Origin of the sequence: Flavobacterium sp. FPG59 (assembly GCF_002150205.1) — a bacterium.
GTDB lineage: Bacteria > Bacteroidota > Bacteroidia > Flavobacteriales > Flavobacteriaceae > Flavobacterium.
The window spans coordinates 1-2282 of sequence record NZ_MTCA01000321.1 but is presented as its reverse complement, the minus strand read 5'-3'; the positions used below and the strand labels follow the sequence as shown (position 1 = coordinate 2282).

The following is a 2282-nucleotide window of genomic DNA, read 5'->3' as shown; positions in this document are numbered from 1 at the left end:
GATAAAATACTTCTGTTTTTTATGATTTAGTAGAACAAAAAAAAATGATTTTTTCAACACATCAGTGTAATAGAACAAATCAATAACATAGTTACAATAACATAATGATTATCAAAAAAAGATTAACAATTTTATCACGCATGAAGATATTTTTGTATTTCTATTATTCAACAACTAATATGAAGAACTTTACTCTAGTAAAAAATATTTTTTTAATACTATTTTCCATCTTAGTTTTCCATAACAATGGTTTTAGTCAATGTACCACAGGTCAGGTTCAAGTTCCAGCAATTACTAACAATTATGCTAGGAGCATTTATCAAGTAAATTTGGTAGATAATCCAACCAATGCTTTTGGAGGCCCTAATTCTACTTTAGCTGTACTAAATAATTCGAATAGTTTTATTGAACTTCGTATGGCAAATATCGTAAGTATAGGAACAAGTGTGACTGTACATGGAGTTGATGGAAATAGAGTTAATGTGTGGGTTTGGAATAATACTGCTGGTTACGTTTCAGTAGGTACAAATGTTTCATTAGATTACACTTTTATTTCTCCTATTAATTGGGAGTATATTTTCATATCAAACGGAACAGGTTTCTCATCGATAGATTACATTGACGCAAGTACTTCAACTGTGAGATGTGTACCTGATACTGATAATGATGGTGTAGCAGATAGTGCAGATTTAGATGATGACAACGATGGTGTAGCAGATACTGTAGAGAATGTTTGTGCATCTTCAACATTGACGTGGGCAAATCATTATATAGAAGGTACTACCTCTTCAACAGGAGAAAGGCCATCAGTAGATGCTGCAAATCCTGCTTTGTCTTTCAATGGCGTGACTCTAGCAATAGCACCTGTAACTTCAAATACTACTACTCAAGATTACAGAGTAAATAATGAATTTACAACAGCTGGTTACACCCTATTTCAAAACTCGATAGCTGGAGGAATTTCAACTCACACATTTACTTTTTCAAGAGCAATAAACAATTTATCATTTACACTATTTGACATTGATACTGGTCCAAACTTTACAGATGAAGCTCAATTCATAATTACAACTACTGGTGGAGCTACATATACCATGTCGGCGTCTGACTATACCCTGGGTGCAAACACAAGATACTTAGGAAACAACACATTTTTAGGCGGTGGTGTGGATGAAAGTGTAAACTTTAATTTTACTGTTCCTGTAAGATCTATAGTACTTATATATAGACAAAGAGGAACTTCTCCATTTGATAATCAAGGGATGGCATTAGGCAACCTAAGCTTTTGTGTTGCTGCTGACACAGACAACGATGGTATTGCTGATTATTTAGACTTAGATTCAGACAATGACAGCTGTTCGGATGCTAATGAGTATTATAATTCGATAACTGCAGATGGAGGTGATAATGGAATTTACGGTGTTGGTACTCCTGCAGTAGGCGCCACAGGTAGAGTATCAGCAGCCTCTTATACTGGTTCTTATACAAATGCATTAATAGCAACCAATGCTGCTATTAGCACCCAACCTGTTAATCGAACTGTAGCTGTTGGTGGGACTACTACTTTTACGGTTGTGGGAAATGCACAAAACACTACTACTTTTGTATCTGGTACACCAACTTTTACTTTACCACCGGCTACAGATTCGTCTTCAAATTTAACCTATCAATGGCAGGTCAATACGGGTTCAGGATTCACTAATATAACAAATGGAGGAGTTTATTCAGGAGCTACAACAGCAACATTAACAGTTATTGGAGCAACTGCTGGTATGAATGGCTACAGCTATCAAGTACTTGTTAGACATTCGGCAAACGTATGTTTTACAAGTACATCAACTACAGCTATTTTGTGCATTGAGAATACCGTATCAACAGCATCGACAACTCCAACGTTGTGTATCAATACTGCTTTGACACCAATTACACATACAACAGCTAGAGCTACAGGTATTTCAAACGCTGGAGTTTCAGGTGCAAATGGTTTGCCTGCTGGAGTTTCTGCTTCATGGGCATCGAACACAATTACAATTAGTGGTACACCAACAGCTTCGGGAACATTCAACTATAGTATTCCATTAACAGGTGGTTGTGGTACAGTGAATGCTACGGGAAGGATTACAGTGAATGCTTTACCAGTTGCAGCAACTAATACAACAAGTACTGCTGCTATTTGTGAGAACACTACCAAAACATTATCGGCTACTCCAGCTGGTGGAACTTGGTCTGTGGTATCTGGTGGTGGAACTATTTCTGGAACTACTTATACCCCAGCTGATGTT

At 36.7% G+C, this 2282-nt stretch carries 1 protein-coding gene; it reads left to right on the top strand.

What is annotated here, in order from left to right; all coding sequences use genetic code 11:
* Window positions 1-179: 179 nt before the first annotated feature.
* A partial coding sequence (locus FPG59_RS15555) for a beta strand repeat-containing protein (protein WP_369596829.1) occupies window positions 180-2282 on the top strand: 2103 nt, incomplete at its 3' end.